The 25111-nt window shown below is 62.1% G+C and carries 23 protein-coding genes; 8 read left to right on the forward strand and 15 right to left on the reverse strand.

Annotated elements, in window-relative coordinates; translation table 11 throughout:
* Positions 1-100 precede the first annotated feature (100 nt).
* Positions 101-331: a hypothetical protein gene (locus tag ACJO3T_RS00430; RefSeq protein ID WP_406964093.1), complete on the forward strand. Its 231-nt coding sequence runs from the start codon at positions 101-103 to the stop codon at positions 329-331.
* A gap of 33 nt (positions 332-364) precedes the next feature.
* Here ACJO3T_RS00430 and ACJO3T_RS00435 read toward each other — a convergent pair whose 3' ends face one another.
* On the reverse strand, positions 365-949 hold the full coding sequence (locus ACJO3T_RS00435; RefSeq protein ID WP_406964092.1) for a YceI family protein: 585 nt from the start codon (positions 947-949) through the stop codon (positions 365-367).
* Positions 950-996: 47 nt separating this feature from the next.
* Positions 997-1557, reverse strand: coding sequence for a cytochrome b (locus ACJO3T_RS00440; RefSeq protein WP_406964091.1), 561 nt, complete (start codon positions 1555-1557; stop codon positions 997-999).
* A gap of 515 nt (positions 1558-2072) precedes the next feature.
* On the opposite strand from ACJO3T_RS00440, the gene ACJO3T_RS00445 reads away from it, so the two are divergent.
* Entirely contained in the window at positions 2073-3359 is a 1287-nt protein-coding gene (locus tag ACJO3T_RS00445; RefSeq protein WP_406964090.1) for an EAL domain-containing protein, read from the forward strand.
* Positions 3360-3378: 19 nt separating this feature from the next.
* On the opposite strand, the gene parE is transcribed toward ACJO3T_RS00445, so the two are convergent.
* The 4 genes from parE to ACJO3T_RS00465 form a co-directional block, all read right to left on the reverse strand.
* Positions 3379-5274, reverse strand: a complete 1896-nt coding sequence (gene parE, locus ACJO3T_RS00450) for a DNA topoisomerase IV subunit B (protein WP_406977506.1) — start codon at positions 5272-5274, stop codon at positions 3379-3381.
* A gap of 103 nt (positions 5275-5377) precedes the next feature.
* Positions 5378-5869, reverse strand: a complete 492-nt coding sequence (locus ACJO3T_RS00455) for a protease complex subunit PrcB family protein (protein WP_406977507.1) — start codon at positions 5867-5869, stop codon at positions 5378-5380.
* A gap of 23 nt (positions 5870-5892) precedes the next feature.
* Complete coding sequence (locus ACJO3T_RS00460; RefSeq protein WP_406977508.1) at positions 5893-8553, reverse strand: S8 family serine peptidase; 2661 nt, start codon at positions 8551-8553, stop codon at positions 5893-5895.
* 223 nt (positions 8554-8776) lie between these two features.
* On the reverse strand, positions 8777-9763 hold the full coding sequence (locus ACJO3T_RS00465; RefSeq protein ID WP_406964086.1) for an NADPH:quinone oxidoreductase family protein: 987 nt from the start codon (positions 9761-9763) through the stop codon (positions 8777-8779).
* Between the two features lie 251 nt (positions 9764-10014).
* Here ACJO3T_RS00465 and ACJO3T_RS00470 point away from each other — a divergent pair, with 251 nt between their 5' ends.
* The 5 genes from ACJO3T_RS00470 (at position 10015) to ACJO3T_RS00490 (ending at position 14652) form a co-directional block, all read left to right on the forward strand.
* Complete coding sequence (locus ACJO3T_RS00470) at positions 10015-10629, forward strand: trimeric intracellular cation channel family protein (protein WP_406964085.1); 615 nt, start codon at positions 10015-10017, stop codon at positions 10627-10629.
* A gap of 97 nt (positions 10630-10726) precedes the next feature.
* Positions 10727-12022 (forward strand): NCS2 family permease, encoded by a 1296-nt coding sequence (locus ACJO3T_RS00475; protein WP_406964084.1) that lies wholly within the window; start codon positions 10727-10729, stop codon positions 12020-12022.
* A 22-nt stretch (positions 12023-12044) separates the two neighbouring features.
* Positions 12045-12587 carry an adenine phosphoribosyltransferase gene (locus ACJO3T_RS00480; protein WP_406964083.1) on the forward strand — a complete coding sequence of 181 codons (543 nt, stop codon included), beginning with the start codon at positions 12045-12047 and terminating at the stop codon, positions 12585-12587.
* Positions 12588-12636: 49 nt separating this feature from the next.
* Entirely contained in the window at positions 12637-13299 is a 663-nt protein-coding gene (locus ACJO3T_RS00485) for a fumarylacetoacetate hydrolase family protein (protein ID WP_406964082.1), read from the forward strand.
* A gap of 51 nt (positions 13300-13350) precedes the next feature.
* Positions 13351-14652, forward strand: coding sequence for an ABC1 kinase family protein (locus tag ACJO3T_RS00490; protein WP_406964081.1), 1302 nt, complete (start codon positions 13351-13353; stop codon positions 14650-14652).
* Between the two features lie 16 nt (positions 14653-14668).
* On the opposite strand, the gene ACJO3T_RS00495 is transcribed toward ACJO3T_RS00490, so the two are convergent.
* From ACJO3T_RS00495 to ACJO3T_RS00505, 3 genes are all read right to left on the reverse strand, one after another.
* Entirely contained in the window at positions 14669-15202 is a 534-nt protein-coding gene (locus ACJO3T_RS00495; RefSeq protein ID WP_406964080.1) for a hypothetical protein, read from the reverse strand.
* A gap of 150 nt (positions 15203-15352) precedes the next feature.
* Positions 15353-16036, reverse strand: a complete 684-nt coding sequence (locus ACJO3T_RS00500; RefSeq protein WP_406964079.1) for an SIR2 family NAD-dependent protein deacylase — start codon at positions 16034-16036, stop codon at positions 15353-15355.
* Between the two features lie 55 nt (positions 16037-16091).
* Complete coding sequence (locus ACJO3T_RS00505; RefSeq protein WP_406977509.1) at positions 16092-17489, reverse strand: D-2-hydroxyglutarate dehydrogenase; 1398 nt, start codon at positions 17487-17489, stop codon at positions 16092-16094.
* Positions 17490-17716: 227 nt separating this feature from the next.
* Between ACJO3T_RS00505 and serA the strand changes: the two genes are divergently transcribed.
* Positions 17717-18946 (forward strand): phosphoglycerate dehydrogenase, encoded by a 1230-nt coding sequence (serA, locus tag ACJO3T_RS00510; RefSeq protein WP_406964077.1) that lies wholly within the window; start codon positions 17717-17719, stop codon positions 18944-18946.
* A gap of 72 nt (positions 18947-19018) precedes the next feature.
* On the opposite strand, the gene ACJO3T_RS00515 is transcribed toward serA, so the two are convergent.
* From ACJO3T_RS00515 to ACJO3T_RS00540, 6 genes are all read right to left on the reverse strand, one after another.
* Complete coding sequence (locus tag ACJO3T_RS00515; protein ID WP_406964076.1) at positions 19019-19678, reverse strand: YiaD family glycine zipper/OmpA-like lipoprotein; 660 nt, start codon at positions 19676-19678, stop codon at positions 19019-19021.
* Positions 19679-19680: 2 nt separating this feature from the next.
* Positions 19681-20730, reverse strand: a complete 1050-nt coding sequence (locus tag ACJO3T_RS00520; RefSeq protein WP_406977510.1) for an alpha/beta hydrolase — start codon at positions 20728-20730, stop codon at positions 19681-19683.
* A 93-nt stretch (positions 20731-20823) separates the two neighbouring features.
* A complete protein-coding gene (locus tag ACJO3T_RS00525; RefSeq protein WP_406964074.1) occupies positions 20824-21114 on the reverse strand; it encodes a GIY-YIG nuclease family protein in 291 nt (96 codons plus the stop codon).
* Positions 21107-22015: a DMT family transporter gene (locus ACJO3T_RS00530; protein WP_406964073.1), complete on the reverse strand. Its 909-nt coding sequence runs from the start codon at positions 22013-22015 to the stop codon at positions 21107-21109. The genes ACJO3T_RS00525 and ACJO3T_RS00530 overlap by 8 nt, the downstream gene beginning before the upstream one ends.
* The gene (locus ACJO3T_RS00535; RefSeq protein WP_406964072.1) at positions 22012-23394 is read right to left on the reverse strand and encodes a sigma-54-dependent transcriptional regulator; all 1383 of its coding nucleotides are present in this window, start codon (positions 23392-23394) and stop codon (positions 22012-22014) included. Before ACJO3T_RS00535 ends, ACJO3T_RS00530 begins: the two co-directional genes overlap by 4 nt.
* Positions 23391-24887: a sensor histidine kinase gene (locus ACJO3T_RS00540; protein WP_406964071.1), complete on the reverse strand. Its 1497-nt coding sequence runs from the start codon at positions 24885-24887 to the stop codon at positions 23391-23393. Before ACJO3T_RS00540 ends, ACJO3T_RS00535 begins: the two co-directional genes overlap by 4 nt.
* Positions 24888-25111: the final 224 nt, after the last annotated feature.

The raw sequence follows: 25111 nt of genomic DNA on the forward strand, positions 1-25111 counted from the left end.
CCGCATGTTTCCACAAACCCGCGCACCGTATTCTGCTTCCCGTTCAAGGAACCAAAGACAGTCCTCAAGGATTTCCGGGTTTCCAATCAGAGCGAACATTATGAAACTGACTCTCAAGGCGTGCCGTCAGGCGGTTTTCACCGCACTGATCAACGGTGCACTCGCCCTGGCGCTGATGCTCCTGGTGGAGTTCTCGCTCAGTGGCAGCCTGGCGATGACAAGGCCGTTCCTGATAGCTGGCCTGCTGGTAGCCCTGGTGATTTTCGTGGCCCAGTTCTTTCGCCAGCTCAGACTCTGTCGTTGTAACGAAAACGGGGCCGCCAACAAATAGGGGCCCCGCTTTCGTTCTTCCTTCCGCCGCCGGTTACTGGCGAATACCTTCCACGGAAATTTCCAGCTTCACAGTCTCCGAGGCCTTGCCCAGATTGGTGGGAATGCCAAAGTCCGCCAACCTGATCTCGGTTTCCGCATCAAAGCCCATGCGGTAGCCGCCCCAGGGGTCCTCACCGTGCCCCTGCATCTCGACATCAAGGGTCACTTCACGGGTGACACCGCGCAGGGTCAGCTCACCAACCACATCGGCTTCGTCGCCATCGTCATCCAGCTCAACACGGGTGCTCTTGAAGATTGCCTCGGGATACTCATCCACGTACAGGAAGTCTTCGCTGCGCAGGTGCTTGTCGCGCTCGGCGTGGTTGGTATCGACACTGGAGGTATCAATGGTGACTTCAACACTGCTGTTCTCTGGATTTTCCTCATCGAACACAAACTGGCCATCGAAGTCGTTGAAACGCCCGAAAAGCGTGCTGTAGCCCAAATGGGAGATCTCGAAGGTGATGAACTGGTGCGAGCCCTCGGTATCGAACGCATAGGTGCCGCCGTGCTGGTCTGCCTGAACCGCGCCAGCCATGGCCAGGGATACCGCTGAGGCAATGATCGTCTTCTTCATGTGGTCTGTCTCCTTGCTTGATGATCACATCTTCGGATGGGTGGGAATCACCGGTGTTTCAGCCGCACGGGAAGCATGCGGCGAAGCGTATCGTCACGGTCAATGAGGTGGTGCTTGATGGCCGCCAGGCCGTGGAGGGCAGCCAGGACCACCAGGGCCCAGGTCACCCAGTAATGCACGTCTCCGGCAACGTCCTCCATGCCCCGGATCCGCCCGGTCACCGACGGCACCTCGAACCAGTCGAACACCTGGATGGCCGAGCCGTCTGCCGTGGAAATCAGGTACCCGCTGACCATGGCGGTCAGCATCAGCAGATACAGCAGCCAGTGAGCAGCATGGGCTGACCGTACCTCGAAACGGGAATGGGTGGACAGTGGTGACGGCGCCAGCTCAACGACTCGCCAGAGCAGCCGCAGCACCACCGCTATCAACAGCAGTATGCCGATGCTCCGGTGGATATGGGGCACCAGCCGGTACCACTGATCATAGTAGCTCAGGTCGACCATGTAGTAGCCAAGCCCGAACAGGCCAAACACCGCCAATGCCACCAGCCAGTGCAGACCGGCACTCACCGCGCCATAGCGCCCCCTGGAATTCCTCAACTGCATGTGCACCGCGCTCCCTGACTGTCACCAGCGTCTGTGCCGTGAGAGTAAGCCGTTATGGGTACCAGGCCAACCGCAATATTCTGCTCACCCTGTTCAGTTTTTCTGATGATGACCTATCGCTCCCGGACCTACCCTGAGCCATTGGTCGAATACGGGTATTACGGATTCAGGAAAACCATCAGATCCATATAATTGCTCTATAACTTTTCAGGCTGACCGCCGTAACCCCAGGGAGCAGAACCATGGAACTCGAATTCGACGAATCCGTTGTCGTACCCAGTAATAACTGAGTCAGGACCAAGATATTACCTGCCTCACACCATATGTAGCCGGAGATACCAGATCACCGTTTAATGACATCACTCAGGTCACCAGGTAACAAAGTTTGACATAAGCGACTGGCACCGCCTAAAAAGTTCTGGCATGCTCCGGTTCATACACCCGTTTATGACCGCAACTTAATGGTTTGCGAGGCAGTCTTCCGGGTTCTTGTCAGCAGTCAGAATTGCGGATCCATGACCTATCTGTCAGACCACCTTACGGGCGCCGACCTGGAACTACTTGATCCCCTGCTCCACCGGCAGGATGATCAGTGGACGGGCCTGTTCCACGGCCTGACCCTGAAGACTGCGCTTCAACCCATCTTTTCAATCTCCCACAAACGCATTATTGGCTACGAAGCCCTGATTCGCGCATTCGATCCCGATAATGCCAGTGTACCCCCTTACCAGCTTTTTGCACTGCCGGACTCGGAACAGGAGAACGTACTGCTGGACCGCCTGTGCCGGCTGCTGCATATACGCAACTACGCCGGCTTCCAGGACGAGGTGAACTGGCTGTTCCTGAACGTGTCCCCCCAGGTGGTGGCCTCCGGCTACCGCTGCGATTCCTTCTTCGGTGAGCTGCTACGCCAGACCGGGCTACCGCCCCACCGCATCGTGGTGGAAATTGTCGAGCAGCCCACGGACGACTCCGAACGCCTGCGGGAAACCGTGAACTACTACAAGGACCTGGGATGCCTGACCGCCATCGACGACTTCGGTGCCGGCCATTCCAATTTCGAACGGATCTGGAACCTGTCCCCGGACATCGTCAAGCTGGACCGGACCCTCACCCTGCGGGCCGGCAAAGACCCCAAGGCCCGCCAGATCCTCAACGGCATTGTCACCCTGCTGCACCAGTCGAGCTGCCTGGTATTGCTGGAAGGGGTGGAAACCCATGACCAGGCCATGATCGCCATTGATGCCGGTGTGGACTTTGTGCAGGGGTATTATTTCTGCCACCCCAGGGTGGAACTCGGCTGCATCCAGCGGGACGCGCCGGACTTCGAGACCCTGCTGTCGGACTACAAGAACCGCAACCGCATCCGGCTGGACCCCACCCAGCAACTGGCGGAGTTCTTCACCAGTCACTTCCAGCGGGCGATCCAGCGACTGCAGGACGACAACCACCTGAGGGAAGCCTGCGCCGAGATCATGGCCCACCACACGGTGTCCCGGTGTTACCTGATCGACCAGCGGGGGGTGCAGATCGACGACACCCAGGTATCCGCCACCGGCGCCATCCAGCTCGACCCCCGGTACCGGCCGCTGGAGAACACCAGCAGCGCCGACTGGTACCGGCAGCATTACCTCAAGCAGGCCCTGGCCCAGCCCAACCGTATGCAGGTGACCAGTCCCTACCTCTCCATTACCGGGGTCTACATGTGCGTGACCCTGTCACTGGGTTTCCGATTCCGGGGTGAATTGCGGGTGCTCTGTTGCGATATCCTGGCGGAACAGGGGCCACTGGCCAGCGCCTAGGGCCCGTGTTCCGTTCCGGTCAGACGGCGACGTCGGCCATATTGCCGTAGGTCTCCAGCCAGTTCCGGCGGTCCCCCGCCCGCTTCTTGCCCAGCAGCATGTCCATCCGTTCGATGGTGTCGTCCCCCTCCTCCAGGGTCAGCATCACCAGGCGACGGGTGTCCGGAGCCATGGTGGTCTCCCGGAGCTGCAGCGGGTTCATCTCACCCAGTCCCTTGAAGCGGGTGACCTGAATCTTGCCCTTGCGCTTCTCGGCGGCGATCCGGTCGATGATGCCCTGTTTCTCGTGTTCGTCGAGGGCGTAGAAGGTCTCCTTGCCCAGATCCACCCGGTACAGTGGAGGCATGGCCACGAACACGTGCCCCGCCTGCACCACGGGGCGGAAGTGCTGGACAAACAGCGCGCACAGCAGGGTCGCGATATGCAGGCCATCGGAGTCCGCATCCGCCAGGATACAGACCTTGTTGTAGCGCAGGCCGTCCAGCCTGTCGGAACCAGGGTCCACGCCGATGGCCACTGCGATGTCATGCACTTCCTGGGATGCCAGAATTTCGGACGAATCCACTTCCCAGGTATTGAGGATCTTGCCCCGCAGCGGCATCACCGCCTGGAACTCCCGGTCACGGGCCTGCTTGGCGGAACCGCCCGCCGAGTCCCCTTCCACCAGGAACAGTTCGGAGCGACTGGCGTCGGCACCGGAACAGTCCGCCAGCTTGCCCGGCAGGGCCGGGCCGGAGGTTACCTTCTTGCGGGCCACCTTGCGGCTCGCCCGCAGGCGGCGCTGGGCGTTGCTGATAAACACATCCGCCAGGGCTTCCGCCACGCTGGTATGCTGGTTCAGCCAAAGGCTGAACGCGTCCTTGACCACCCCGGAGATAAACGCCGCCGCCTCGCGGGACGACAGGCGCTCCTTGGTCTGACCGGAGAACTGGGGGTCCTGCATCTTGAACGAGAGCACGTAGGCGCAGCGCTCCCAGATATCCTCCGGCGTCAGCTTCACACCCCGGGGCAGCAGGTTGCGGAACTCGCAGAACTCCCGCATGGCCTCCAGAAGCCCGGTGCGGAACCCGTTGACGTGGGTGCCCCCCTGGACGGTGGGGATCAGGTTCACGTAGCTTTCGGTGACCGACTCACCACCTTCCGGCAGCCACTGTACCGCCCAGTCCACTTCCTCGCTGTTGCCGGCGAAGCGACCGGTGAAGGGCTCCAGGGGCACGGCTTCCAGGTCCGCCAGCTCACTGCGCAGGTAGTCCCGCAGGCCGTCCTCGTAGAACCACTCGTCCTTCTCGCCGGAGGCTCCCTGCAGGAAGGTCACGTTCAGCCCCGGGCACAGTACCGCCTTGGCCCGCAGGTTGTGGCGCAGGCGGCTGACGGAGAACTTCGGGGAATCAAAGTACTTCGGGTCCGGCATGAAATGCAGGCGGGTACCGGTATTGCGCTTACCCACGGTGTCCACCACGGCCAGATCACTGGCCTTCTCGCCATCGGCGAAGGTCATGCGGTAGAGGTTGCCGTCCCGTTTGATGGTCACTTCCAGGTGGGTGGACAGGGCGTTCACCACCGATACCCCCACCCCGTGCAGGCCGCCGGAGAAATTGTAGTTGCCCTGGGAGAACTTGCCCCCGGCATGCAGCCGGCTGAGGATCAGCTCCACCCCGGACAGACCTTCCTCCTTGTGCATGTCCACCGGCATACCACGACCGTCGTCCTCCACCGACAGGGAACCGTCGGCATGCAGGATGACGTCCATACGCCGGGCGTGGCCGGCCAGCGCCTCATCCACGCTGTTGTCGATGACTTCCTGGGCCAGATGGTTGGGCCGACTGGTGTCGGTGTACATACCCGGACGCTTACGCACCGGGTCCAGACCGCTGAGGACTTCAATGGAGTCGGCGTTGTAGGTTTTCTGGCTCATAGGGAGGGTACAGCTCCGGATCTGCGGGGATGGGTTGTGGCCCCATAGCTTAGGGAATCTGGTGCAAAGATCAATGTCCCGACAGCGCTGAATGAGCTGTCGGTCACCGCTGGAATGACAGTTCGTCGAACCCGGGGCCGGACACCGTCGCCCGGCTCCAGCCCTCGGCGGTGACCGCCAGCAGGGCGCAGGGGCTGGTCAGGGCCATGGTCACCGCCTGGTCGGGGGCCGGGCTGCGCACCTGCACGGTGATCTCCAGCACGCCTTCGCGGATACGGGACTCCTCCAGGGCGACGCCATAGCCACCACTGGGCTTGCGGCCTGCGGCCACCAGCAGCAGGTGCTCCCGCTCGAAGTCATGGTTCTCCACCGCCACCAGATTCACCCCACGGGCCTCAGACAGGGCGTCCAGGCGCTCCCGGGAATCCATGTAGACCAGCCCAGGAGCGGTGAAGCCACACTGGCCGGAGGCGGTGATCTGCCGGGCCAGGGGCGCACCGTCGGAGGTGGTGTCACGGTTCATGGCACAGGCGGACAACACCGACAACAGGAGGACGCCGGCGACAACGGAACATCGGTGTTTCCAGAACCCCATGGGACTCTCCTCAGGTTACCGTACTACTTCAACTGCCGGTCCACGGACGTATCGCCCGTGGACCGATCGGGCACGGGGTACCCCTCGAACCCGTAACGCGGCAGCCCCATCTCGGCGATGGTCGGCCGCCGGAAGCTGGTGGTCATATCCAGCCGCAGCGTCTCACCCTCACTGATGGAGATCACCTCACGGGAACCGGCACTGGGGTACTCGGCGCAGGCTTCGCCGTTTTCGCAGATAAAGCCGTTGCTGTCCAGGTCGGTACCGGCCACCAGGATGTAGTCACCCGGTGTCACACCGTCCATAGAGTACTCATACTCGCCGTTGTCTTCCCGGGCAACCACCTGCATGGATCGGGACGAGTTGAAATCGTCGGCATCCAGCAGCAGGACATAGTGACGCCCGGCACTGCGATCTTCCTGCTCGTCCGTGGACTGGACGTAGACCGGGATAACCAGGTCCCGATCCGCGGATTCCGTGGTATATCCAATGACAATTTCTCCCGAAACCTCTCGATTGGGGGGCAGAGCGTCCGGGTCAACGCGAATACGCAGCTCCTCCGGAATCGGCTCACCATCGTTGACGGGTTGCCCGTCACCGTCCGTCATTTCGAAGGATGTGGGTATGACGGGCTCACCGCTGACGACCGGGGCGTCCTGGGAACCTTCTTTCAAGACCTCCAGCAACACGGACGACTCGTTTCCGGATGAGCTGACCTCCAGCACCCGGGGCCAGGCGCTGACCACTGTGGGATAGAGACCACGTGTAGCCGGATCCAACGCTTTTTGCGCATTCAGAAGACCGGCCCCATATAACGCATAGTTTCTCAGTCCTGGAGGATCAGTATCCTCAGAATTGGTCAGATACCCTGCAATCATCTGGGCCCGGAACTGGTCCGGGGTCAGGCCAGGGTTGACGCCCTTCACCAGGGCATACACCCCACTCAGGTGCGGCACAGCCATGGACGTGCCAGCCAGGTAGCCGTAGATCTCACCGTCGACTTCCCCATAGGCGTTCAGGATACCGTCATCCAGTGCCCCGCCAGGGGCCAGCAGGTCAACGGACTGTCCGTAGTTGGAGTAACTCGCCAGTTCCCCGCTACGGTTGGTGGCACCAACACCCACCACACGTCGGTTGGCAGCCGGGTAGACAGCGGACGCATCGCCACTATTACCGCCAGCGGCCACCACCAGGATGCCATCATCGTACGCCCGGTCGGTGGCTGTCTGCACCGGGAGCAGCGGCGGCAGCCCCCCGAGGCTGAGGTTGATCACATCCACATCGTCACCACCCTCGGCATTACCGTTTCGATCCACCGCATTGTTGATCGCATCAATCAGGTCGGATACGGCCCCTGTGCCGTCATCGCCGGTCACCGGATCCACCCCCAGTACCCGGTAGGGCAGGATGGTAGCTTGATGGGCAATCCCGACGGTACCCAGTGAGTTGTCCTCAGCAGCGACTATTCCGGCTACATGAGTGCCGTGGTAGCTGGTGCTCTCCGCCCCGGGTGTCGGCGGCGTGGCGGGGTTACCGTCACGACCAGTATCGTCATCCACGTCATAGTCAGCGCTGACGAAATCCAGCAAGCCACCCTCAACCACGACATTGGCGGCCAAGTCCTCGTGCCAACTGCCATAATTGTCCATATCGGTGCTGTACAAGCCGGTATCCATAATGGCAACGCCCACGTCTTGGCCCCAGGTTCCAATCTGAGTCCACGCCGTGTCCACCTTAATCTGCTTGAGATTCCAGTTGTCATCCAGACCGGTATCATCATTGGTAGTGTTGTAATAAGGATCGTTTCCAGGAACCGTCGCAGTGTTAAGCAGATAGTTCGGGTCCACCTCCAGCCCGAAATCCTCCCGCATGCCCCGGATCCACTCGATGGTCTCCGCCCGGGGATCGCTGGCGCCGGTGGACCGGGCCGACAGGGCATTGACGCCCTCGTCCCGGCGCACATGCCAGGTATCCGGCCCGATGGAGCGTCCCACTTCCATCACGGAACTGGCCCGGAGGCCGGAGGAAGACAGGGTGCTGGCGAAGGCCACGGGGCCGGTCACAATGGCCTCATCCACTCGCAGGTCTGGCTCCGGCCAGCGCACATCGAAGGTACTCAGGGAGCCCTGGGGAACAATGGTCAGCACATAGCGCAGGGGGCCACTGTCACTGTTGGTGGACACCGTGACCTGGACATTTCCGCTTCCGCCGTCATAGATGCCTCCGGAGCCGCAGGCATCTGAATTGTCGTCAGTGCCGTCCAGCGCCAGGGTCACATCCAGTCCGTCCTCGTCCAGGCCAAGGGACGAAAAGCATTGGAGTACGTAGCGGTCACCGTTCACCATCGGAGCCACGTAGGTGTCGGTATTGTCTTCCGGGTAAAGGCGTCCCGAGCTATCGGATCCACTGGCATGGCTCAGGTAGCCGCCCACGGTGGCGGGCACCGGCAACGTGACAATACCGTCACTGCCGGCTGGCCAGTTACCGTCGTTTACCCGCCACAGGTCGGCATAATCCCGGTCCACCCGGCTGCCGGCGGCGATATCAATCACGCCCTGGATCCCCGTTGAGCCGCGACCAAGGTCGTCGTCTCCGGAGCCTCCACCACCGCCGCCGCAGCTTGCAAGCAGACCACTCAGTGCCAACGTGATGAAGGAAAGTGTGCTTTTCCGACCGAAAGACAATCTGGTATCCATATAGCCTGATATCTCTATCGTTCAGCACCGGCATTAACCGGTGACGGCCTATACACCCGATGCACCTGCGTCCTGTGACCGGCGAACCGATGAAAAGTTACTGCTTATTACGGAAGGGTAGCAGGTAGGGATCGTAAAAAACGAGAAACGGAGCGCCAAAGTGGCGCTCCGTACTCAGGAAGGACAGGTTTTTATCCGCAATAACCGGGACTCAGTCGCCGACCTTCAGCACCACCTTGCCGGTGGCGGTCCGTCCGGTGAGGGCGTCGAGGGCCTTCACATAGTCCTCGAAGGCGAATACTTCGCTGACCTTGGGCTTGATCTTGCCTTCCGCGTGCATCTGGAACAGCTCTTTCATGTTCTGCACGTGGTTCTGCGGCTCTTTCTGGGTGAAGGCACCCCAGAACACACCGACCACGGAACAGCTCTTGAGCAGGGTCAGGTTGGCGGGAATCTTGGGGATGTCGCCGGCGGCGAAGCCGATGATCAGGTGGCGGCCGTTCCAGGCCATGGCCCGCAGCGACTGCTCGGTGAAGTCGCCGCCCACGGGATCGTAGATCACGTCGACGCCCTTGCCGCCGGTCATTTCCTTGATCACGTCCTTCAGGGGCTTGTCGGTGTTGCTGTAGTTGAGCAGTTCGTCGGCACCGGCTTCCTTCGCCACCTGCAGCTTGGCATCGGTGCTGGCCGCCGCGATCACATGGGCGCCCATGGCCTTGCCCAGTTCCACCGCCGCCAGGCCCACGCCGCCACTGGCGCCCAGTACCAGCAGGGTCTCGCCCGGCTGGATGTCGGCCCGCTGCTTGAGGGCGTGGTAGGAGGTGCCGTACACCATGGTGAACGCCGCGCCTTCCTCGTTGCTCATGCCCTCGGCCAGGGGCAGCAGGCGGTTCTCGTCCACCAGCATTTCCTCGGCAAAGGCGCCGTAACCGGTCATGCCGATCACCCGGTCACCGGGCTTGAAGCGGCTGACCTTGTCGCCCACGGATACCACCTCGCCAGCCATTTCGCCACCGGGGGAGAACGGCATCTCGGGCTTGATCTGGTACTTGCCTTCAATGATCAGGGTATCCGGGAAGTTCAGCCCCGCGGCCTTGACGCGAACCTTGACCTGGCCGCCGGTGGGCTCCGGGCATTCGATATCCTCGATCACCAGCTTTTCCGCCGGGCCGTACTCCTTGCAGAGAATTGCACGCATTCTGTTGCTCCGATCCTGTATCAGGGTATTGATGTTGTTGATGGGTCCCCGTGGCCAGCTTCCCTCGGCGGGACGCCGGGACGGGGACACCCGGGATAACGGTTCAAGCTAACCCGACGCAAGTCATGAATCAAATAAGGATAGCTTATGGATTGGCATCACTGTTATTGATCAGCCTTCACCTTCGGATGATACCGGCCCGGAAATCGGCTATCCTTCGCGCACCGTTCACAGCCTGCCTGACCTGCCCTATGCCTGACATCATCTATGTGCTGGAAATGATCGGCGTGGTCGCCTTTGCGATTTCCGGCATGATCGTCGCCCAGCAGAAAAACATGGACCCGGTGGGGGTGTTCACCATCGGTTTTGTCACCGCCCTGGGCGGCGGTACGTTGCGTGACCTGATGATGGACAATCACCCCCTGTACTGGATCAAGCACCAGGAGCAGCCTATCCTGATCCTGGCCATGGCGGTGGTGTTCAGCTATGCCGGACTGGGGCGCCGTATCCGGGAATCCCGTATCGTGTTTCCGGATGCCATCGGGCTGGGGATCTTCTCCATCCTGGGCGCGCAACTGGCCCTGGACCTGGGGCATTCCTGGTTTATCGCCTCGCTTCTGGGGGTGATGACCGGCACCTTCGGGGGTGCCCTGCGGGATACCCTCTGCAATGAGGTGCCCTTTATCTTTCGCAAGGACCAGATCTACGCCTCCATCTCCTTTGCCGGCTGCTGGCTCTACTTTGCCTGCCAGTGGCTGCTGGAGAGCGAAACCCTGGCCCTGACCATCGGCCTGCTTTTTATCGTCATCGTCAGGATGGCCGCCGTGCGATTTGATATCCGGTTGCAACGGGACAGCCACCACTGACAGGCTTGGCACTGTCATGGTCTGGCTCCGTCGCCTGAGGTATCATTACGCCCCTTTAACGTTTGCCCACAATCCGAACGCATCGAGGCTTCCCCCCATGCTCGAAAAGCTCTTCCAGTTGCAGGCCCATGGCACCACTGTCAAACGTGAGGTCATCGCCGGCATTACCACCTTCCTGACCATGGCCTACATCGTGGTGGTCAACCCGTCCATCCTCTCTGCCACCGGTATGGATTTCGGGGCCGTGTTCGTGGCCACGTGCATTGCCGCCGTCATCGGCACCCTGATCATGGGCCTGTGGGCCAACTACCCCATCGCCCTGGCCCCGGGCATGGGCCTGAACGCCTTCTTCTCGTTCACCGTGGTGGGCAACATGGGCTATAGCTGGCAAGTGGCCCTGGGCGCAGTGTTCATGTCGGGCCTGATCTTCTTCCTGCTGAGCATTTTCAAGGTGCGGGAATGGATCATCAACAGCATCCCCCTGTCCCTGCGCTTCGGCATCTCCGCCGGTATCGGCTTCTTCCTGGCCTTCATCGCCCTCAAGAACGCCGGCATCGTGGTGGACAACCCCGCCACCCTGGTGACCATGGGCGACATCAAGACACCGGAGGCCCTGCTGTTCTTTGCCGGTTTCGCCGCCATCTGTGCCATGGCCTATCGCCGCGTTACCGGCGCGGTGATGATCGGCATCCTGGCCATCACCGGCATCGCCATGGCCATGGGACTGGTGGAATACGAAGGGCTGGTCTCCGCCCCGCCCAGCCTGGCACCCACCTTCCTGGAGCTGGACATTGCCGGCGCCCTGAACGTGGGCATGATCTCGGTGATCTTCGCGTTCCTGTTCGTGGACCTGTTTGATACCTCCGGCACCCTGATCGGCGCCGCCCAGCGTGGCGGCCTGCTGGACAAGGACGGCAAGCTGCCGCGACTGGGCCGGGCGCTGATGTCCGACTCCGTGGCCACCATGTCCGGGGCTGCCCTGGGCACCTCCACCACCACCAGCTATGTGGAGTCCACCGCCGGTATCACCGCCGGCGGCCGTACCGGCCTGACCGCCGTGGTGGTGGCCGCGCTGTTCCTGGCCTGCCTGCTGTTCGCCCCCATTGCCAGCGTGATCCCGGCCTACGCCACCGCCCCCGCCCTGCTCTACGTGGCGGTGCTGATGACCAGCGGCCTCAAGCTGATCGACTGGGAGGACGTGACCGACGCCGCGCCCGCCGTGGCCACCGCACTGATCATGCCGCTGACCTTCTCCATTGCCGATGGCATCGCCGCCGGCTTTATCACCTATGCCGCCCTCAAGGCCCTGAGCGGTCGCTGGTCAGACCTGAACCCCAGCGTGGCGATCATTGCCATCGTGTTCGTACTCAAGTTCATTTTCCTCGACGCCTGACCGGCACCGGAGAACCAACGCCATGGACTACTTTGCCGACAGCATCAAGAAAGCCATTCGTACGGTCCCGGACTGGCCCAAACCCGGCGTGGCTTTCCGTGACATCACCACCGTACTGCAGGACCGCACTTCCTTCCGCAAACTGGTGGACGCCTTTGTCCACCGCTACCACGACCAGCAGATCGACGTTGTTGCTGCCATCGATGCCCGGGGTTTCATCATCGGCTCGCCCCTGGCCTACGAACTGAACGCCGGCCTGGTACTGGTGCGCAAGAAGGGCAAGCTCCCCTTCGACACCCTGGTGGAAGACTATGAACTGGAGTACGGCACCGCCTCCGTGGAGTTGCACAAGGATGCCTTCAGACCGGGGGACAAGGTGGTGCTGGTGGATGATCTCATCGCCACTGGCGGCACCATGCTGGCCGCCAGCCGCCTGATCCGTCAGATCGGCGCGGAAATCGTGGAGGTGTCCGCCATGATCGATCTGCCGGACCTGGGCGGCTCCCGCAAGCTGCGCGACGAAGGATTGAACGTCTATACTGTGTGCGAGTTCGAAGGCAACTAGTGTGCCTGTAACGGCAAACCAGCGTTGAAGGGATAATCGGGGGGTAACCATGAACTATCGGCACCAGTGGCAGGATGGCCGTCCCATTGACTGGCCCCTTGGCAAGGTGGTCTGCGTGGGCCGCAACTACGCCCAGCACGCGGCCGAGCTCAACAACCCGATTCCCGAGCAGCCGCTGCTGTTCATGAAGCCAGCCACAGCCGTGGTACCGCTGACCGACCCCATACGCCTGCCCACGGACCAGGGCGAGGTGCACTACGAGGCGGAACTGGCCGTGCTGATCGGCGCCCCCTTGCGACACGCCAGCGAGAGCGAGGTCCGGGAAGCCAGCGTGGGCATCGGCCTGGCCCTGGACCTGACCCTGCGGGAGCTGCAGTCGGAACTCAAGGCCAAGGGCCATCCATGGGAACGCGCCAAGGCTTTCGATGGCGCCTGCCCGTTGTCGTCCTTCATACCGCTGCACCAGGGGGATAACTTCGGCAACCTGTCGTTTTCCCTGGCCATCGATGGCAACATCCGACAGCGGGGCGACACCAGCGACATGATTACCCCGGTACTCACCCTTATTGCCTACGCCTCCGAAACCTTCACTCTCCTGCCCGGGGATGTGGTTCTCACCGGCACCCCCGCGGGCGTGGGTGAATTATCCCCCGGACAGCGCCTGGAGCTGGAGCTGGACGGTAGGCTTCACGTGGAAACCAGCGTAGAGTAGGCAACCAACATTCTTCTGGTGCCGCTCACCCTGGTGTCCCTTAACACAAGTATGGCCAAAAAACCCGTAACCTCCCGCAGCGGACGCTTCCTGAAACTCGCCGGCATGACCGCCTCCGTGGCCGGTCAGTTCGCCGGCCACCGGGCCCGCCGTTTCCTGGGCCGTGAATCGGATGAGGAACGCTCCCTCCAGTATGCCCGCATGGCGGACGAAATCGTCGACACCCTGGGGGAACTCAAGGGTGCGGTGATGAAGGTGGGCCAGGTTGCCTCCCAGACCCAGGATTTCCTGCCCAAGGAGTTCTCCCAGGCCCTGCAGCGACTGCAGAAGGAAGCTCCGCCCATGCCCTTCGAGGTGATCCGCCAGCAGGTGGAAGCGGAGTTGGGTGCTTCGGTGGACGAACTGTTTGACGAGCTCCAGGAAAAACCCTACGCCGCCGCGTCCATCGGCCAGGTCCACCGGGCCCGGCTGAAGGACGGCACCGAGGTCATCGTGAAGGTCCAGTATCCGGGGGTCGATGAATCCTGCGATTCGGACCTGAAACAGCTTCGCATGGCGCTACGGCTGGGTGGACTGCTGCGGATGCCCAAGGAAAGCGCCGACCGGCTGTTCGAGGAGATCCGGGTACGCCTGAAGGAAGAACTGGACTACGAGAACGAGGCCACCAATATCCGCCGGTTCCGGGACTATCACCAGCGCCACCCCTGGGTGCTGATCCCCCGGGTCATCGACAGCCACTCCACCCGGCATATCCTGACCCTGGAGCTGGCCGAGGGCGATCACCTGCAACAGATCACACCGGACCGGTACAGTCAGGCGACCATCAACCGTCTGGGCGAACACCTGTTCATTACCATGGCCGATGAGCTGTTCGACTTCCAGTGCATCCATGGCGACCCCCATGCCGGCAATTTTGCCTTCCGGCCGGACGGTACGCTGATCCTCTATGATTTCGGCTGTGTCAAGTCACTGCGCCCGTCGGTGGTGGCCTACTACCGACAGGCACTGATAGCGGCACTGGACGAGGATTACGAGGCCCTGGACCGGCACCTGATTGACCTGGGGGCAAGGGTGGCGGAAAAACCGGCCATCAATCCGGATTACTACGCCATGTGGCGCAACATGCTGATCGAGCCCTTCGATGGCGACGAACCCTACGATTTCGGCCGGTCAGATCTGCACCGGCAGATTGCGGCCCGAACCCACACCGTATTCCGCTACCTGGACCGTTTCCAGCCAGCCGTGGACAGCATGTTCATCGACCGCATGGTGGCGGGGCACTACTGGATACTGAAGCAGCTTGGTGTGCAGGCAGCCTTCCGGGGCAACCTGGACAGCTACTTGCGGGACTAGCGCCGCAAACGGTGCGCTAAAAACTCCGCACCGTATGAATATGACGGGCTTTCAGATAACGCTGTGCCTCACCGACCTGGTCCCGGTCGCGGGCATGTATGGTAACCATGTAGTGGCCCTTGTCCAGCGCTGACGCCGAACGGGAGACATACACCGTATGGTCTGGACGCAGGGTGTAGACCCCGCCGAGCAGCAGGCCTGCCACACCGCCGAATACCGCAAACAGGGCACCGGCCCAGATCAGGTTCTGGGCCACGAAGGGCAGGCCCGCGGCCGCCAGTACCGAGAACAGCAACAGACCACCGGCAACGCCCGCCAACCCCAGCCATATGTGGGACCGGATGGCCGTGTGCATGATGCCCTGATCCTCGGGCTCCAGCTTCGACCCCTTATGGTCATCGCCAGGGTGGATAATTCGAACCTGCCCCCGACTCAGGCTGGTCGCCGTGCACAGGTCATCGGCAATCTTCTCCGCCTCCGTAGCAGTGCCACACCTGGCGGCCAGCTTGTGGTCCAGGGTTTCTCCGGATACATGCATGGTCATCTTCATTTCAGCCTCCCCGAGCCACTACCCTTACTAGTGGATGTAGGCCAGTCTAGCCAAGTACAACCGGCTCTGTCCGGGGACTAACAATGTTTAATGTCACGGCCATGAAAGCCGGACGGAAGGACGATCAAACATCCTTGTCAGGCGACAGTCTCAACCCCCAGTCAGCGCCCTTACCCACCGGGGGACTCCAACGCTGGCAGGTTCCCGGAGCACCCGGGCCCGGGTCATGGCCGGCACCTCGCCGGGATCGATCACCGTCACCGGCACATCGAAGCCGGCCAGCTCCACCAGCCCGGCCGCCGGATAGACCTGCAGGGACGTGCCCACGATCAGCAGGTGATCCGCCATGGGAACGATTTCGGCGGCCGCCTCGATCATCGGCACCGCCTCACCGAACCAGACCACATGGGGACGAAGCTGGCTGCCCTGCTCGCAGGTGTCGCCCAGGCGAATCTCATCGTAGCCAAGGTGGTAGATCAGTTCCGGCACTTTCGAACTACGCACCTTGGTCAGTTCGCCGTGCAGGTGCACCACATTGCTGGAGCCGGCCCGTTCGTGCAGGTCATCCACATTCTGGGTGATCACGGTGACCTGGTGCGTCTGCTCCAGCTCCGCAAGGGCGCGATGGGCGGCATTGGGTTCAACGCTGCCCAACTGCCTGCGACGCTGATTGTAGAAATCCAGTACCCGTTCCGGGTTGCGGGCAAAGGCCTCCGGGGTGGCCACCTCCTCGATGCTATGCTTTTCCCAGAGACCGCCGCTGTCACGGAAGGTGGACAGGCCACTTTCGGCACTGATGCCGGCCCCTGTCAGTACGACCACGTGGTCTTTCATGGCACCTCCTGCCACTCGGGTGGTGTCTGGTGTCCGGTCTGGTTCATTCGCAGCCCTACTGCGGGTCGAAGATCTTGCCGGGATTCATAATGCCGTTGGGATCGAAAACCTGCTTGATGCCCCGGAGGTAGGCGATCTCCGTGGGCGAACGGGTATATTGCAGGTAGTCCTTCTTGACCAGGCCCACCCCGTGTTCGGCGGAGACACTGCCCCGGTGCCGCTGCACGATATCGAACACCCATTTGTTCACCTGCTGGCACTTGTCGAAGAACTCCTCCTTCGCCATGTCTTCGGGCTTGAGGATGTTCAGGTGCAGGTTGCCGTCACCGATATGGCCGAACCAGATGATCTCGAAGTCCGGGTAGTGCTCGGTTACCACCTGGTCGATTTCGGTGAGGAATTCCGGCACCTTGGAGACCACCACGGAAATATCGTTCTTGTAGGGGGTACGCGGGGCGATAGACTCGGAAATCCGCTCACGCAGTTGCCACAGGTTGCTGGCCTGGGTCTCACTCTGACTGATCACACCATCCAGCACCCAGCCATTCTCGACACACTGTTCGAACAGTGCCATGGCATCGTCCATGACCTGGTCGGAGACCGCCTCGAATTCCAGCAGGGCATAGTAAGGCGCTTCCGTTTCGAACGGCGCCTGCACCTGGCCGTGGGCCAGCACATGCCCCATGGCCTGGTGGGAGAAGAACTCGTAGGCGGTCAGGTCCACCGTCTTCAGGAACGTCTGCAGCACATCCATGGTGTTGGTGAGGTCCGCCAGGCCCAGCACCATCACCGTCAGGTTGGTGGGCTGCCGGGTCAGTTTCATGGTGGCCTCGGTGATAAAGCCCAGGGTGCCCTCGGCACCGATAAACAGGTGGCGCAGGTCGTAGCCGGTGTTGTTCTTCTCCAGGTCCAGGTTCAGCTCAAGGATATCACCCTTGCCGGTAACCACCTTGAGGCCGGCCACCCAGTCACGGCTCATGCCGTAGCGGATGACCTTGATGCCGCCAGCATTGGTGGACAGGTTGCCGCCAAGCTGGCTGGAGCCCGCCGACGCGAAATCCACGGGATAGAACAGGCCGTTGTCGTCGGCGAAGGTCTGCAACTGTTCGGTCACCACCCCGGCCTGGCAACGGACCGTGCGGTCACTGGGGCTGAAGTCCAGGATCCGGTTCATGTTGTCAAACGCCACCACGACTTCGCCGTTGGCGGCCACCGCACCGGCACTGAGCCCGGTGCGCCCGCCGGAGGGCACCAGCGCCACCTGGTTGTCGTTGGCAAACCGCACCACCGCCTGTACCTGTTCGGTAGTCTTGGGCAGCACAATCGCCAGCGGGCGGGGTGCATACTGCCTGGTCCAGTCCTTGCCGTAGGCGTCCAGGTCGGCCGGTTCCGTCAGGACCTTGCCATCATCCACCAGGGTTTTCAGGGACGCGATGATCTGTTCCGGGTTCATGGGTCGCGGGATCTCTCGGATAGTGGGGCCCGCCCCCGACACGGGTTGATTCAGGTTAACGGGCCGGCTGTGAAAATTTGCCGTTATGGTATCATACCGCCCCTGTTCTGTGAGCCCGCGCCAGAACCGGTCGCGGAAGGCCCCGGGCTTGCAGGTGTTTTCTGGTCCAGGGAGCCCGGACACCCCGGCGCTTCACACCACGCAATAGAAGGTCTGGAAGCTTACCCATGTCAGAAACGTCTCTTGAAAAGAGCAAGATCCGCATCCTGCTGCTGGAAGGGGTTCACCAGTCTGCGCTGGATACCCTGCACGCAGCCGGTTACACCAACATCGAATACCTCACACACTCCCTGGCGGAGGATGAGCTGATCGAGAAGATTGCCGACGCCCATTTCATCGGCATCCGCTCCCGTACCCAGCTCACCGAGAAGGTGTTCGAAGCCGCGAAAAAGCTGGTTGCGGTAGGCTGTTTCTGCATCGGTACCAACCAGGTGGACCTGCAGGCGGCCACCCGCCGCGGTGTCGCCGTGTTCAACGCCCCCTTCTCCAATACCCGCAGCGTGGCGGAACTGGTGCTGGCCCAGGCCATCCTGCTGCTGCGCGGCATTCCCGAGAAGAACGCCCGCGCCCATCGCGGCGGCTGGCTGAAGTCCGCCAAGGACAGCTACGAGATTCGTGGCAAGAAGCTGGGCATCATCGGTTACGGCAACATCGGTACCCAGTTCTCGGTACTGGCGGAATCCCTGGGTATGGAAGTCTATTTCTATGACGTGGTTTCCAAGCTGCCCATCGGCAACGCCAGGCAGGTAGGCTCCCTGAAGGAACTGCTGAACCTGGCGGACGTGGTCAGCCTCCATGTGCCGGCAACCCAGGCGACCCACTACATGTTCGGCGCCGAACAGTTCGCCCAGATGAAACCGGGCAGCATCCTGATGAATGCCTCCCGTGGCACCGTGGTGGATATCGACGCCCTGGCCGAGGCCATCAGCAGTGGCAAGCTGCTGGGTGCCGCCATCGACGTGTTCCCGGTGGAGCCCAAGTCCAACGACGAGGAATTCGTGTCTCCGCTGCGGGAGTTCGACAATGTGATCCTGACCCCGCACGTCGGTGGCTCCACCATGGAAGCCCAGGAGAACATCGGCAAGGAAGTGGCCGAGAAGCTGGCCATGTACAGCGACAACGGCACCTCCGTGTCCTCCGTCAACTTCCCGGAGGTGGCACTGCCGTCCCACCCCAACCAGCACCGCCTGCTGCATATCCACGAGAATGTGCCGGGGGTGATGTCGGAGATCAACCAGGTCTTCTCCGAGAACGGCATCAACGTCTGCGGCCAGTACCTGCAGACCAAGGAGGAGATCGGCTACGTGGTGATCGACGTGGACAAGGCCTATGGCGAGCTGGCGCTGGAGAAACTGCGCAAGGTCAAGGGCACCATCCGCTGCCGCGTGCTGTTCTGATCCGTCGTCATGACGTAACGAAAAAAGGGGTGCCGGCCGGCACCCCTTTTTTGTGGCTGGATATCCGTCCCGTTACTGCTGGGTGGGCACCAGTGTCAGCTCCACGCGGCGGTTCTGCTCGCGGCCGGCGGGGGTGTCGTTGGTGGCCACCGGGTAGCGCTCGCCATAACCGGTGGCGCGGGTGCGCGCTGGCGCAATGCCCTGGTTGAGCAGGAAATCCCGTACCGAGCTGGCACGGCGTTCCGAGAGCATCTGGTTGTAGCTGTCGGAACCGGTGCTGTCGGTATGGCCGTCGATCTGGATAACGGTCTTGTCGAACTCCTGCAGCACCAGCCCCACGGACTCCAGCACGCCGGTGAAGGACGACTTGATGGAGGCCTGGTCAGTATCGAAGGTGATATTGCCGGGCATGATCAGTTCGATCTGGTCGCCGTTACGTACCACCCGCACGCCGGTGCCTTCCAGCTTGCGGCGCAGTTCCGCCTCCTGCTTGTCCATGTAATAACCGATACCACCACCAACGGCAGCACCACCGGCGGCCCCGATCAGGGCGCCCTTGCCACGGTCACTGTCACTGGAGGTGGCGGCACCGATTGCGGCACCGCCGATCGCCCCGATGATGCTGCCCTTGGTAGCGTTGGAGGTTTTCTCCTCGCCGGTGTAGGGGTCATAGGTCATACAGCCTGACAGGCCGACTGAGGCCACGGTGATTGCCATCAGAGTTTTTTTCACGGTCAGATCTCCTGTGTTGGTAACCGTTTTTGTCGATGCCGGGCAACCCCGTCTTCAGTGACGGCGCGATCAAAGGTATCGATGATGCCATTGAACACGGTTGCCTGCAGATCCTGTGCTTCGTTGACCAGATGATGCCGCCCGGTGGGCAGCCTGATCTCGTCCACCGAAGAAAACTTGTTCCTGATAATGCGAAGGTTGTGCCGCCAGTCCACCGTCTGGTCCTTTTCCCCCTGGATCACCGTCACCGGGAAATCCACCGGGCGGGCGGCTTCAATGTGCGGCACCCACTGACGCAATGCCGATACCCAGTCCACATGCACGGCCCTGGCCTGCAACGGGTCATGTTCCCGCAGGAACTCCAGAAAGCGGGTGTTGGTACTGTTGGCGGTAAAGGCCCGTTTCCAGCGTTTCAGAAAGGGCTTCGCCACACTGTGCAGCGCCCGGGCACCCAACCAGCCCACCGGGCGCACCAGTGGCGCCAGAAGCACTACGGAGCGGAAGGCGGAGGTGTTCACGCTATGGTGGTTGGACAGCAGGTAATCGATCAGTATGCCGCTGCCGGTGCTCTGCCCCACGGCGTGCCAGGGCCCGGGGGCATGACGACGGACCCTGGCCATCAGGTCGCTCAGTACGGCCTGATATTCCATGAAACTGCCGATGGCAGCCGGTGCACCACTGGACAGGCCATGGCCGGGCTGATCCCACGCCAGCACGTGATAACCGGCAGACAGGCAGCGTTCAATCAACTGGCTGTAGAGTCCGACGTGGTCGAAATAGCCGTGCAGGATGAAAACGGTGCCCTTGGTGTGCCGTTGCTCGGGCAGCCGATAGAAGTGCACCGCCACCTGGTGCCCCCCGGCTTCCACCAGGCCCGGTGAATAGCGCACCTCCGGGTACTCCACCCAGAGATCCAGGCCATAGTAGCGACAGTAGGCCTGCATGTCCGGGCTCAGGTCCTGCCCCTCTTGCGGGGAAAACGGCCTGAGGTCACCCCGGACCGCGTCGCTCTCCCACTGGGGAATACCGATCTTGTCTTTTTTCCAGTACACGTATACCTACACGTCTGTTTATTGGATCGCGTTCCATCGGGAACACCGCGAGAATAACACAGTCATTTTCGCCATCCGCCCCCGGAGCGGAATTTACGGCTTCTTTACCTGGCAAAGCGGTGGAATGACACGATCGCCACGGATCAGCGCATCCTTGTGCCGTCGGGGCCATCGCTTGATGTGCCACTCCAGGCTCAGGGCCCTGGACCGGTCCCCCACCGGATGACTGAACACCAGCTCCAGGGGCCCCCTGCCCCGCAGGCTTCGGGCACATCGGGGACCACCTGACTGATGTTCGGACAGGCGCCGCTGCACATCCGTGGTCACGCCGGTATAGAGACTGCCACTGGCCGTCCGGAGGATGTACAGGTGCCAGTCAGCCATGGCCGTCGGTTTCCCCGGCGGACGGTCGGGCGCCCACCTGTTGCAGCCACAGCCCGGCCACGATCAGCACCAGCCCGACCCAGGTGGAAGCCAGTATCACCTCCCCGAGGATCAGGTAGATGAAGACCAGGGACAGGAAGGGCGAAATGAAGATCAGGTTGCTGACCCGCGAGGTATTGGTGGCCAGCTTCATGGCCCGTGACCAGAGCACGAAGGCCAGCCCCATCTCGAACACGCCCACATAGAGACTGCCGGCAAAGCCACCACTGGTCAGGGACGGCAGGCCGTCCTGCCACCAGGTCAGCAGGGCGATGAACGGCAGCGCGAACAGAAAGTTGAGCAACAATCCGGTCACCGGCTCCCTGCGGTCACGGGTGGCCAGTATCCAGTAGCTGGCCCAGACCAGGGTACTGGCGATGGCCAGCGTGACCCCGAGCGGATCCGAGAATGACAGATCGGCAAAGTTGCCACGGGTAGCGATCACCACCACCCCGCCATAACAGACCAGCCCCGCCAGGATATCCATGCCCCGCAGCCGATGCCCCAGGAAGGGCACCGACAGGTAGGCAAGGACCAGGGCCCAGGTGTAGTTGATGGGCTGGGCCTCCTGGGCCGGCAGGCGGTCGAATGCCCCGAACAGCAGCAGGTAGTACAGGCACGGGTTGATCAGGCCCAGCCCCAGGGATTGCAGGTACTGCCAGCGGGAAAGCTGCAGCACCCCACCCAGTCGACCCTGGAATGCCAGCAGCACGGCCATGACCACAACCGAGGTGAGGCTGGCCATCAGCATCATCTGCAGGGGGGTGTAGTGTTGCAGGGTCAGCTTGAACGCGGTGGCCACGGTGGACCAGAGCAGGACGGCACCCAGCCCGGACAACATGGCAAGGCGCTGGTTCTTCATTCGTTTCCTCCCGTACTGTCGAGCCACCGGTAGAGCGTGCGCCGGTTGATCCCCAGGATCTGGGCAGCACGGCGCTTGTTTCCGCCGACGGCCTTCATCACCTTGCCGACATAGTCCTGCTGAAGGGCATCCAGTGTCGGCCAGTGGGCGATACTGCCATCATCCGCTTCACTCTCCACGGGCGAGGTCATGCCCCCCGCCTGGCGTTTGCGGATGCGGGCCGGCAAATGTTCCGGCTGGACCACATCCCCCTCGCAGAAGGTCACCGCCCGCTCCATGGCACTGGACAGCTCACGGACGTTGCCGGGAAACGGATAGTCCCCCAGAGTCTGCAGGGTCGCCTCCCCCAGCCGCAGGAAACCCCTGCCGTGGCGATCCGCTGACTGCCGCAGGAAGTGCATGGCCAGCAGCTCCACGTCATCCCCCCTTTGCCGCAGGGGCGGCACCGACAGCGCCAGGGTTTCCAGGCGATAGTAGAGGTCTTCGCGGAATTCCCCCCGTGCCACGGCGTCCAGCAGGTCCACATGGGTTGCGGCAATCACCCGCACATCCACCGCTTCTTCCCGCTCGGCGCCCACCGGCTTGACCCGGCCTTCCTGCAGCACCCGCAACAGTTTGGCCTGGAGCGCCAGGGGCATCTCCCCCACCTCGTCCAACAACAGGGTGCCGCCACTGGCCTCGGCGAACAGCCCCTTGCGGGACTGGCGGGCGCCAGTGAAGGCGCCGGCCTCATGACCAAAGAACTCGCTTTCCATCAGCTCATGGGGAATACCGGCGCAGTTCACCGGAATGAATGGCTGGTCCCGGCGCCCGCTTTCCTGGTGTATGGCCCTGGCCACCAGTTCCTTGCCGGTGCCGCTTTCACCGTTGACGAGCACCGCCGCCTGGCTGCGGGCCACCTGGCGTATTTCCTGTCGCAGCCGGTCCATGGCCGCACTCTCTCCCACCAGCCCCAGGTTGGCGGGCTGGCCCGAGGTGGACCGATAGCGGGCCAGCTCGTGGCTCAGGGCGGCATGGGCCAGCAGCCGCTTCACTTTCAGGCGCAGGTGTTCGGTGGACAGGGGTTTGGTGAGGAAGTCGTCCGCTCCGGCCTGGAGGGCATCCACCGCCTGATCCACGGTGCCAAAGGCGGTGATGATGACAAAAGGCACCATGCGGCCTTCCGCCTGGAGTTTTCGCAACACATCCAGCCCATCCCCGTCCGGCAGTCGAAGGTCGGATATCACCAGATCCGGCGACCGCTCCAGGACCATGGCCATGCCCTCCGCCGAGGTGGAAGCGACCAGCACCCGATAGCCGTCCAGGGCCAGTTCCTCCTGTAACAGGGTTCTCAGGCTGGCGTCGTCCTCGATCAACAACAGTGTTTCCCGGGTTGTCATACCGTTTGCTCCTGTCCTTCAGCCGGTGGCGAAGCAACGGGCCAGAACAGGCCCATGCGACAGCCACCCAGGGGACTGTCCGTCACCGTCAGGCGGCCCCGATGCTCCTTGATCACACTCTTGACCATGGCCAGGCCAAGGCCCGTCCCCTCGCCGGCGGGTCGTGTACTGAAAAAGGGCTCGAAGATCCGCTCCCGCTGCGCTTCCGGGATGCCCGGCCCGTCGTCGTCCACCCGAACCTGCCAGTAGTCCCCGGACGGTTCGACGGTTACCGTCACCTGATCGTGGCCGGCCTCACAGGCATTGCGAATAACGTTGACACAGGCCAGCTCCAGTCGCGTCGGCTCAGCCTCGACAAAGACCGGCTCATCCGGCATGGACAGTGTTATCGATTTGCCGCTGGCCGAGGATTCCTCACCCACCTGGGCCACCAGTTCCCGCAGGAGGGGGGCCAGGTCCACCGGGCGGCGGGCATCCGGCACATGCCGGAAACAGTCCAGCAACTGCTCAATAATCCGTGTCATACGCTGCACCTGGTGACGGATATCGTCCAGTTGCCGGAGTTCCTCCGGCCCCAGCTCCCCCCGGGCCAGGATCGATGCCCTGCCCTGGATAACGTTCAGGGGTGCCCCCAGTTCGTGGGCCACCCCGCCCGCCACGCGGCCAATCATGGCCACCTTTTCCTGGTACTCAAGCTGTTCCCCCAGTTCCTGTTCCCGCTGGACCCGCTGGCGGATTTCCTCCTCCGCCTGGGCCATGCGGTCCCCCAGGTGACACAGGCCTTCATGTAACTGCCGTATCTCCCGGGGGCCGGAGGCGTCGGACCGGATCTGCCAGTGCCCCGGGGCCATTCCGCCCATGGCCTCCAGCAGCCGGTTGACGTATCGGCCCACCGCCCCGTAATGCCCCAGCACCACCACCAGGCTGACCACCACCAGGACCAGGCACCACAGGGCCACCGCCCAGGTCCGGGCCGATGCCACCTGGCGATGGAAATCGCTGCGCTTGCGGGTCACCTGCAGCAATCCGATGATACGGCCATCCCCGGACACCAGGGGGGTGAACTGGGAGAACACCGGCACGCCATCCACCCGGCGGAAGGTTCCGCCCCGTTCCCCGCTCTGGATCACCTCGTTGGCACTGCGACTGGTGCGCACGCTGGTGTCCGCCACCCCCAGGCTGGCGACCTGGGTTCCATCGGCATCGAAAATCGACGCGCCATAGACACGACCGATACGGAAAATCGACTTGAGGGCCTGATCCAGCACGATTTCGTTGCCATCCTCCACGGCCCGGGCTAATGGGCCACTGGCGGCACGGGCCACCAGTTCCAGGTCTTCCCGGAGCCGCTGATCGAGGTTGTCCTCAATCGCATTGACCGCCAGCACAATACCGGCACCCACCACCAGCATCAGCGGTACCACGATACTTAGGAACAGGGTCAACCTTACGGAATGGAAGACCTGGCCGGCACTACCGAGAAGTCGGCTCATGGTTGATATCCTGAACAGAGTGAGTCACAGGTGGATGAAAGGCCTATGGGTGTTGACCGACATAAATGTCACAGCAGGATGTCACATGTGGCATATTGCCTCAATCCAGATTACCATTTCGTCACCGAGAATACATCATAACTGATTGATTAAATTGAACTTTATGGAAATTTTAGCATTGGCACGACAATTGAATCACTGGCCAGTGAACCGTAAACAAGCAC

Origin of the sequence: Marinobacter shunpengi (assembly GCF_045449715.1) — a bacterium.
Lineage (GTDB): Bacteria > Pseudomonadota > Gammaproteobacteria > Pseudomonadales > Oleiphilaceae > Marinobacter.

What these genes read in the sequence shown, in the direction of transcription:
- ACJO3T_RS00430 (WP_406964093.1), top strand. Translation starts at nt 101, where the DNA reads ATGAAACTGACTCTCAAGGCGTGCCGTCAGGCGGTTTTCACCGCACTG.
- ACJO3T_RS00435 (WP_406964092.1), bottom strand. Translation starts at nt 949, where the DNA reads ATGAAGAAGACGATCATTGCCTCAGCGGTATCCCTGGCCATGGCTGGC.
- ACJO3T_RS00440 (WP_406964091.1), bottom strand. Translation starts at nt 1,557, where the DNA reads ATGCAGTTGAGGAATTCCAGGGGGCGCTATGGCGCGGTGAGTGCCGGT.
- ACJO3T_RS00445 (WP_406964090.1), top strand. Translation starts at nt 2,073, where the DNA reads ATGACCTATCTGTCAGACCACCTTACGGGCGCCGACCTGGAACTACTT.
- parE (WP_406977506.1), bottom strand. Translation starts at nt 5,274, where the DNA reads ATGAGCCAGAAAACCTACAACGCCGACTCCATTGAAGTCCTCAGCGGT.
- ACJO3T_RS00455 (WP_406977507.1), bottom strand. Translation starts at nt 5,869, where the DNA reads ATGGGGTTCTGGAAACACCGATGTTCCGTTGTCGCCGGCGTCCTCCTG.
- ACJO3T_RS00465 (WP_406964086.1), bottom strand. Translation starts at nt 9,763, where the DNA reads ATGCGTGCAATTCTCTGCAAGGAGTACGGCCCGGCGGAAAAGCTGGTG.
- ACJO3T_RS00470 (WP_406964085.1), top strand. Translation starts at nt 10,015, where the DNA reads ATGCCTGACATCATCTATGTGCTGGAAATGATCGGCGTGGTCGCCTTT.
- ACJO3T_RS00475 (WP_406964084.1), top strand. Translation starts at nt 10,727, where the DNA reads ATGCTCGAAAAGCTCTTCCAGTTGCAGGCCCATGGCACCACTGTCAAA.
- ACJO3T_RS00480 (WP_406964083.1), top strand. Translation starts at nt 12,045, where the DNA reads ATGGACTACTTTGCCGACAGCATCAAGAAAGCCATTCGTACGGTCCCG.
- ACJO3T_RS00485 (WP_406964082.1), top strand. Translation starts at nt 12,637, where the DNA reads ATGAACTATCGGCACCAGTGGCAGGATGGCCGTCCCATTGACTGGCCC.
- ACJO3T_RS00490 (WP_406964081.1), top strand. Translation starts at nt 13,351, where the DNA reads ATGGCCAAAAAACCCGTAACCTCCCGCAGCGGACGCTTCCTGAAACTC.
- ACJO3T_RS00495 (WP_406964080.1), bottom strand. Translation starts at nt 15,202, where the DNA reads ATGAAGATGACCATGCATGTATCCGGAGAAACCCTGGACCACAAGCTG.
- ACJO3T_RS00500 (WP_406964079.1), bottom strand. Translation starts at nt 16,036, where the DNA reads ATGAAAGACCACGTGGTCGTACTGACAGGGGCCGGCATCAGTGCCGAA.
- ACJO3T_RS00505 (WP_406977509.1), bottom strand. Translation starts at nt 17,489, where the DNA reads ATGAACCCGGAACAGATCATCGCGTCCCTGAAAACCCTGGTGGATGAT.
- serA (WP_406964077.1), top strand. Translation starts at nt 17,717, where the DNA reads ATGTCAGAAACGTCTCTTGAAAAGAGCAAGATCCGCATCCTGCTGCTG.
- ACJO3T_RS00525 (WP_406964074.1), bottom strand. Translation starts at nt 21,114, where the DNA reads ATGGCTGACTGGCACCTGTACATCCTCCGGACGGCCAGTGGCAGTCTC.
- ACJO3T_RS00530 (WP_406964073.1), bottom strand. Translation starts at nt 22,015, where the DNA reads ATGAAGAACCAGCGCCTTGCCATGTTGTCCGGGCTGGGTGCCGTCCTG.
- ACJO3T_RS00535 (WP_406964072.1), bottom strand. Translation starts at nt 23,394, where the DNA reads ATGACAACCCGGGAAACACTGTTGTTGATCGAGGACGACGCCAGCCTG.
- ACJO3T_RS00540 (WP_406964071.1), bottom strand. Translation starts at nt 24,887, where the DNA reads ATGAGCCGACTTCTCGGTAGTGCCGGCCAGGTCTTCCATTCCGTAAGG.